Origin of the sequence: Bartonella sp. SD1336NMGDW, assembly GCF_042193565.1 — a bacterium.
In the GTDB taxonomy this organism is placed as follows: domain Bacteria; phylum Pseudomonadota; class Alphaproteobacteria; order Rhizobiales; family Rhizobiaceae; genus Bartonella; species Bartonella grahamii.
Genome location: NZ_JBHILW010000027.1, coordinates 1 through 8,400 on the forward strand (window position 1 = coordinate 1; position 8,400 = coordinate 8,400).

An 8,400-nucleotide genomic window follows, 5' to 3' on the forward strand; every position below is an offset into this window, starting at 1 on the left:
AGTTATGTATCCATTGCAGTAGAATCTTGGTTTTTATCAGGTTTGCTAACTTGTGTATCGGAACAGACAGAAAAAAAACGTAAGGGTGGTTCTGTATCTGCTGTCATTCTCTTATCGTTAAAGCATCTAGAGAAAAGCTTCTTACACCTATCCTAACATACATAAATCATAATTGAGAAAGCCATGAGACGCTGTATATCCCTATCCTTGGCGCAATGTACTATCTGTTTTGAAAGGGACATCTCACATCATCTCTTGGGCCATCTGCTCTAGCACCTTTTGCCGCTTCTAGGATGGCATGTTCTTTGAAGAATTGATGATTTTTGCGATCTCTTTTTGAAATGAGCGTGATGGAGAAAAAGTTTTCTGCGTGAGAAAAAGAAGAGGTGGCTTTTTGCTTTTGCAGCCATCGGTACTGACGTTTGAATGGAAGCTGGCACGTGGGGAGGGGAAGTTATAGAGCGCGTGATCATTAAATTTTATCTCGCTATAGGAATATTGGGTTTTGTAAGCTATAGAGAAGGCTATACTGAGGGAATGGGGCGGCGCGCTTAAGTCTTACTAGATAATCTTCAGAGAACAAAAGCTTGTGAAAAATAAGGGCGTTCTTGTATCTCTTTTGCTCCTTATTCCACATCGTTCAAGAGGCTACCTGTTATAGAGCTAGAACGATATTTTTACCAGAAAGCCATACTCCTTAATCCTTAAAAGATAATACTTCTTCACATCCCCTCCTTTAGCTGTATAGGCTTGGGGCTTTTTTAGAAGCTGTTTTTGTAAAGCTACACCACACAAAAGCATGCTCTTAGAGATCAGCTATGGATGTTTTTTGTCTTTTCAAAGCAGGCGGAACATTCTTGCAGCAATTTTATAATAAAGAAGTTCAGAGGTATTATCGTCTGTGAAAAAGTGAACACTAAATAGCTAATAGCTTGAGATAATGCCTTATAACTAACAGCCTGACCCTTACAATAGGGTTTGTTCAACTAAAACTTAAGCTCTGTAATTTTTGCACTTAAAAGGCTCGAAGAAGCTAAACTAAAAGAGGTGCTGCTTTCTTTTACGCTTTTACCTTTCCTGTGAGCTTAACCACATATCTATGCGCAAGGTGTCTATCTCTGTCCTCTGTACAAGGAGATACAAATTAGATGATTTTTTACCCTACCTTAAATATACTTTTGTGCAAATTACTTTAAAGGTTGTGTTTTGTTTTATTCGAAATGCTTTTATGGAAAGGCTTATTGCGCTAAGAGCAAGGAAAAAAACGTGTAAGATTCCAGTGATAATGAAGAACCTATCTACGAAGTTATAATCTTAGCTTATTTAATTTCTACTAAATCACCATCAGGAACCCTAGGATATTCAGTCGTTTGAAAAAAGGATTTTATTTTTTCAGAGCTTGAGGAGCGAATAAATTGAGATTTTCGCATAAAGCAAACATGGAAAAATTGTGATTTATTGATAATGTCTTTTATCAGATAAGAGGATGAGAGGGATGATAAAAGGGCATTTCTTTCAATATCGTAACGTGAATCAATAAACAATAAAACGCCAACACCGTTTTCAAATTGATTGACTATAATGCGTTGCATGGTTTTTCGCGGAAAGAGTGCAACCTTGAAGATTTAAGACATTTGTAAAATCGTGTACAGAAATTGAAGTTCCCATAATATATTATAAAAAGTTAGTGTTCTTCCTTTCAGGTGTAAGGTATGGCCATGATAGCCACAATCGCATAATTGATCCTATGCAATATGAACAACATCACCTGTGGCGTGTTCAAGTAATGGTGCATCTTTAGGATAAAAAACAGAGACAATTAATTCATCATTTTCAGGATTTGACTTTACTTGAATGTGATCATAAAGATGATAAATGTCACCATCAATCTCGGAACACTGGAATCCTATTGGAGAAGTTTCTTTTGTGGTAAAGCTAAGAGGTTTAATATCTAATTCAGGGATTATGTCTTTTTTTTCGACACAGATTCAGCTTGAAAGGCTTCTCAAAGATAGAATAGGTTTTTTAGACATTTTAATTTTTGCTTCCGAGATATTGTAATAAGTTTATCCGCAAAACTTGGCAGGCATATGATGGTATCGATAGAGAATTCTTCGATAGCTGAACTCAAAGTCTCAAGATCAACCATAGAGGCAAATGGATAATATGTTACTTTGAGAAGGCGACAAATTTTATGTACAAATAAAAATCCCCCCATAATCCTTTAAGCTGTGAGACAATTTGCAACGGCGTTTACAGAGCAATCTTTAAAGACAGTTTCGAGCTTCTTTGCCGCAGAGTGTGTTACAAACTCATAATTGAGCCATTTATGGCGAAGTGTTTTGGGCACCCTTGTTGTGCCCCCAGTAGCAAAAATTATATGTGACATTGAAGTTCCTTATTTTTTTAGTTTGCATGAGGCAAAGGCAAGAGGCAAAGGCGGAGACACCAACAATTATGCAAAAGGTGAAAGCGATGTGATTGTTGAAATGGCTGATGATCCATCCACTTGTCCATGAGCCGGCGGCTTGGCCAATATTTGAAATAACAAGAATATAACTAAAAAGAACACTGGCAGAGAGGGATGTAGTTGTTTTCCCTGCTTGATAGTATATTTCTGGAACCATGACAGATTCATAGACACTGTAGGCAATTAACGCAGTCACAGCGGTAAAGACGCCACCCATGAGGAAAAATGCAGCGAAACTTCCCATAAGCCATAATAGGTAGAAAGTTGATTTATCAGAAAGGCTGAGATGTTTATTGATTATTCCTTGCCAGATACAAATACTGATGCCAACAATTGAAAAGAAAATTCCACTATAAGGGGCGAGATTGCTGTCAAATTTATTGAGAAGTGTTGTGGTGGTGATGAAAATTCCCATGAGGAATGCACAAAGCAAAGCCGTGACCAGCAAATAAGTGATAGAACGATTATGGATTATTGTTTTTAAAGAAGAAAGAAAAGGCTTCTTTATTTTTTTGTTCTTTTCAAGAGATAATTTTTTATGGGGGTAATGATAAACAATTTGAATGGATAAAACACAAAGATACAAACCAATGAGTGCAAAAAAAGCCATTAAGAAGGTCGATGCGTTATATTTTATGGCACTCGTTGCAACAAGAGGGGCGATAACGACAGCAGCGTTTTGAAAAAAAGAATAGAGAGTTAATGCGCGTTTAAGAGTACTTCCATTGAGATGTTCTGATAAAATTTCTCTCAAAAATGGCTTGGAAATTGCTTTCGAAAAAGCCATTAAGGTAAAAAAGATCAACCATGCAGAAGGTGTAAGCGATAGGATAATGCACACAAAAGCAATACTCCTTAAAATAAAGGCGGTAGCCATTAAGAGTTTACGCGAAAATTTTTCTAATAAACCCGTTGTGGTTACCATGAGAATGCTTTCAAGGATTACTGATCCAGCGAGATAAAAAGCAACATTGGCAGCAGTTATGAGAGAAGAGTTTCCAATCAGAGGGAGTACAAAGAAAAAGGAAAATTCAGAAAGAAAAACTGCGCTATAGATGAAAAAAGGAATTTTATTTTTGCTCATGGAATTTCCATAGAAGTGCTGTTAAATGATCAAATACATTTTGTTGTATCTGTTGAGGACGTCTTATGAGCCCTGTTTCCGCTGAACACATTTCGTTGAAATAGTATCTTTATTGATTTACCGGTCAGTCCACTGCAAGAATATTATTTTTTGTTTTTCTACGATGTTTTTAGAAATATCGAGCATGATCTGGGTTGAGCAACAACACTGTTCTCTGATGTTTGCGAAATAATCGTAAGATCATTGAGACCTTGATCCCATATCTTCTCTTGATGGTTTTGACTGTTTCTAATCCTATTTGATAACCAACTGACACCCCGCATTTTTGTTTTTCCCCCGCATTCTTGTTACTCTAATGTATCCTTTATGAAGGGGATGTACTAACCGCTCCATAGATTGTCAACATATGAATGAGATGAATGATTTTATAACCTTTTAATGAAATTATATTTTTTTAGTGGAAGGTTATTCATCCTCTTTTAGCGCATGCGTTGATATTTGCCTCCATGGCGTTGTAAAAACCCCTTCTCAACAAGAGTGCGTCGTAATCGGGCAAAGTCTACCGTAAAGAGATTGCATATCTTGGAAACTTCCGTTTCGCTATAGATTTTTTCCTTTTGAAAGGCTTCACCAATTTTTGATAGCATCTCTTCTGTTTCTAAATGGCGGTCGCTTAAATTTTCCCTATTCCGTTCATTTTTTTCTTCTAGCGCTTGCCATAATGTATCTCTCGCTTGAAATCCTTCTGTTGTGTTGTGAATAAGTCCGAGATTCAAAAGGCGATTGATGGATTTATGAATGGTTTTGGCATCTGAATCGACATGTTTGAGGATATCAGTAAGATTTTTTGCACCAAGGATAATGGCGGCATAAACAGCGCGTAGTGTCGGTGAGGTCATGGCAGAGATCAGCGAATTGCGTGTGCTGCGTTTGTGAAGTGCTTCTTTTCCCATGGGCAAAATATCATTTCGAATGGGCAGTTCATTGATTTCTATGAGTTCTGCTTGTAGCGATTGTGCGCGTACAATTTGTTCGGCAGAGGTGCGTTTGCGAATAATCCCCAGACCACTTTGGCGATATTTGTGGTTTTCGGGGAGTGTTAAAGCTTCATAGGAGCCATCAAGCCGGTAGAGAATTTCTTCCCACAAAGGGGTTCTGACACGTCGCACCCGCTGTGCCCCATTAAGCGCAACGGTTGAGGTCATGGTTGGTTCATGCAAACAAAGATAACCACCCGCGGTGATGTGTTCCCAAAGGGTTATAACAAATCGCACATCATCTGCGGGAGTACCAGCATCAAGCCAAGCAAAATCTATTGGTCCCCAAGATTTGAGCGTTTCATCATCGAGAGAGAAGAAATTCTCATGGATAAATGTTACCATGTCTTTTTCAATACCGTCTTGAAGCAGTTTTTGCCATGCTTCTTCTGCTGATTGACCTTCGACTGTAAAATCATCAATGGTGATAAGCCGAGGTTCGTAATTCTCAAGGATTCCTGAAGGGTCAAGCAAAGCTGTGCGCTCTTCCCAGGTGGAGGATTCTAAAAGTTTTTTATCTTGTTGCCATGCTTGTTTTGCTTTTTGCAGTGCTTTAGCAATCAAGCGCGTACTATCACCAGCACCGATTTCAATGACTGTGCGCGGTCTTGCCATTTGAATAAGCGCATAAATGAGCTGTGCACTATTTTCTGTTCCCATGCCAGGTCTTATCAGCTGCATCTTTTTATCCTTATAATTTTACCAATCGTAGCATTCCTGCTTTTATAAAAAACTTTATTGAATCCTCTAGCGGATATTGAATGTGCATTGGTGTGGTGGCTTGCTTCAAGAGATGTTTTGTTTTTTCATGAAGCCGGATTGTACGCCCATTGAGTTGATTAATGGCAAGACTGCCAAGAGAAGAATCTATGATAATACATGTTGGCTCTCGTAAAAGAGCGGTTGCATCATTTTCTGAAAATGCTTTTTGATCTGTTTCGATGAGACCGTGTCGTAGCAGTGATATCAAAAGACTTCCAGAGGCAAGAAGAGTACTATAGAATTGTATTTCTCTTAGTGATTGGACAAGGCAGCCTTCACGAAGTGCTTCAAATGTGGGAAAGTCGAATCCGCCAAATGCCGCTCCTTTTGTAGAAACAATGGTGATGGGTTGTATTTGCCGTTTTCCAATTAAAGCTGGTTTATTTCTCGTTATCTGTACGTCTTTTGCCCATTGAACGCGTGATAAAGGATTGAGTTCACGTGGGTAGACAGCGAAAGAATTGATGGCTATGGGTGGTGTTGGTTTTTGCAATTCAAGGGTGTGGATGTTTTCATTCAAGTCATGTCGTATATAGTCTGCCAGTTGCCACACATAACCACCTGTTCCATGGTAAAAATTTAAGCCTATAGGATCTTGTTGCATGATGTTATCGTTTTTTTTGCTTTAAAATATCAAGTTTTTGGGAGGGTTATTAGTTGCTCTACATTAAAGAGTGGTTTATCAAAGTCCTATTGGGTTGGTATGGGGTTGCATGGGATACAACGATTTGATAAGGATTTTATTGGGATTTGATAGGGCGGTGATTGTCATGTCCTTTTGGGGTGTATGGTTTGCTTGAGAAAAACGCCTCGTCCACTAACCATTATCAAATTCTCTCTGTTTCTTTTTTTGTACGGCACTGTTCACAATAAAACCTAATATGCCTGCGATCATTGTGGCGATGCCGATGATAAACAGTGTGCTTTGGGTGTGGTGCACTTTTACAAAGCCGGCTCCTAGAAAGCCAAGGCATACGGATGTCTGTATGATGAAGATATAGGCAGGCATTTGACTGTTTCGTTGTTCTTTGGGGATGGCTTTCATCATAAAACTTGCCATTAGAGCATTTTGCACACCATTGGCACTCCCAAGGATGAAAAATGAAAGCATCATCAGCCATGTGAAGTTTGTTAAGGAAAAACAGAAAATTGCAAAGCCAATGGTTGCGGCAGCTAGTGATGCACCAGCGGCATTGCCAAAATGGTGGAAAAGATTGGAGAAGCAGAGTGGACCAACCACTAAGCCTAGGCTTAGCATACTTGTGATTATCCCATAGGTTTCAGCGCTTAAGTTGAGATCGGTACGAATGCGGACAATCGACAAGACGTTGAGAGCAGAGGTGAGGATAATAGTGATGATGAGGGGCGCAAGAGCATAGACGACATTTTTTTTGCGCAAGAGACCCGCTAAATCTAGTCCTTTTTTGGTTTGCTGCGATGTATCTGTCTTTTGTGTATGAATTTTTAAACTTTTAAAACAGAAGAGAGTGATAAAGGTAGCAAAAAGAACCATGATTGAAAGTGCAAACAATCCTTTTTGCCCGTTCGATAGACCATACAACACACCCCCTAGGAGTGGTCCGGCAATATAGCCAAGATTACGAACTGTTTGGATAACGCGATTGATACGGTCTAATTGCTGATCATTTTTTGCGAAGTCAGGTACCGCAACAAGAATAGCGGACCAAAAGAGTGAACCAGCACAACCTAGTGCGAAAGAAAGGGCAATATAAACCCAAAATTGGTTTGCGATTGCAGCTGCGGCTATGAAAAGCGCTTCAAACAATAAAACAACAGTGACTGTGTGTACTGGTTGGAAGCGATGCAAGAGGCGTGGTGCAATGGGTCCGGCACAAATTGCCCCGATAAGCCCTGCAAACAGCAGCATTGAAATAGAAGCTGTGCTTTCTGCTAAGTGTAGAGCAAATGTAACTTGTGCTGTTTCATCGGCAAAGCTGCTAAAGCCTAAAACGAAAAAAAGCCCAGTTTGGGCGAAAATCATGGATTTTTTCTTTGTCACAATGCTCCTCCCCAAGAGGTTATAAGGTACAATTTTCTTCTACGTGTTTATGGTATATCCCATGCTTTGTATAGTTTTTCTTGATGATCAGTTGAGAAAGGAAGTTTTCAGAGCTCTCTTCAAAACAAGCACAATGCCTATTGGCAGTGATGAGCAGCTCCTTATGTTTTTTGAAAGGGGAATATTGAAGGATTATGGGCTGGCGAAATTTTCTGATATGAGAGACAATGATACAAAAGGGCAATCAGAAAATTTCACAAAAAAGCTGCACTATGCGTGCAGCTTTTTATGTATTTGCTTTAGAGGTAGACGTTTTAAAGCATGAAAGTATCCTTACGGCTTCTGTAACCATAATAGCCAAAAACACTGGAAATAATGGCACCTATCAGACTGCCTAAAAAGCCCCACCACCCCATATTGGAGGCTGTTTTTGTGGCTTTAGTTGCAGTGTTTTTGGCGCCCTTGATCGTATCCTCAAGATTGTCGGAGAGTGTTTCTGCCCGTTCTTCAAGCGCTTTTATCGCCTTTTCGGTTTTTTCCTCTGCGCTTTGATAAATATGAACGGCACGGTTTACTGCTGTTTGTGCATCCGCACGGGACATGCCATCGGTCATAAGGGCCTTGATGATATCACTTCGATCAAATTTTGTCGTGAGATCTTCTACACGATCAGACAGGTGCTCACCAAGATTTTTTAAAGTGGTACGATAGTGAGAAGGATCATTTTTGAAAGCTGTTATCGCAGAACCAATATCGTTGAGTGCAGCTTGGTAGGTTTGTTTCAAGCGCTCAGGGTTGAGAGCAGGAATGTCGCTTTTATTGAGAAGGGTGCGCAATTCACTCGAAAGTTGGTCAAAATTGATGCCATTGTCACTGTTTTTTGCAAAAAACTTTTCAAGACTTTCGCTGTTTAATTTTGCAAGTATAGGGGAAATATTGGTTTTGAGGCTGTCTACGGTTTGTTGGATCATAGAGCTGTTTTCTAGAGCCGTTTTAGCTCCTATCTTTGCTGTACTAGAAACCACGT

7 protein-coding genes are annotated in these 8,400 nt (G+C 39.4%); 1 reads left to right on the forward strand and 6 read right to left on the reverse strand.

The genetic code is table 11. From position 1 onward, the window contains the following. Positions 1–426 precede the first annotated feature (426 nt). Positions 427–555, forward strand: coding sequence for a hypothetical protein (locus ACFIKH_RS08285; protein ID WP_375671454.1), 129 nt, complete (start codon positions 427–429; stop codon positions 553–555). 764 nt (positions 556–1,319) lie between these two features. On the opposite strand, the gene ACFIKH_RS08290 is transcribed toward ACFIKH_RS08285, so the two are convergent. From ACFIKH_RS08290 to ACFIKH_RS08315, 6 genes are all read right to left on the reverse strand, one after another. Next, positions 1,320–1,592, reverse strand: a complete 273-nt coding sequence (locus tag ACFIKH_RS08290) for a hypothetical protein (protein ID WP_375671455.1) — start codon at positions 1,590–1,592, stop codon at positions 1,320–1,322. 735 nt (positions 1,593–2,327) lie between these two features. Further along, a complete protein-coding gene (locus ACFIKH_RS08295) occupies positions 2,328–3,554 on the reverse strand; it encodes an MFS transporter (protein ID WP_375671456.1) in 1,227 nt (408 codons plus the stop codon). Between the two features lie 479 nt (positions 3,555–4,033). Further along, positions 4,034–5,272, reverse strand: coding sequence for a DUF2087 domain-containing protein (locus tag ACFIKH_RS08300; RefSeq protein ID WP_375649005.1), 1,239 nt, complete (start codon positions 5,270–5,272; stop codon positions 4,034–4,036). Between the two features lie 10 nt (positions 5,273–5,282). Beyond that, on the reverse strand, positions 5,283–5,957 hold the full coding sequence (locus ACFIKH_RS08305) for a hypothetical protein (RefSeq protein WP_375671457.1): 675 nt from the start codon (positions 5,955–5,957) through the stop codon (positions 5,283–5,285). A 213-nt stretch (positions 5,958–6,170) separates the two neighbouring features. Further along, positions 6,171–7,373, reverse strand: coding sequence for an MFS transporter (locus ACFIKH_RS08310; RefSeq protein WP_375671458.1), 1,203 nt, complete (start codon positions 7,371–7,373; stop codon positions 6,171–6,173). 314 nt (positions 7,374–7,687) lie between these two features. Beyond that, on the reverse strand, positions 7,688–8,400 hold a 713-nt coding region (locus tag ACFIKH_RS08315; protein WP_375671459.1), incomplete at its 5' end, for a DUF3792 domain-containing protein.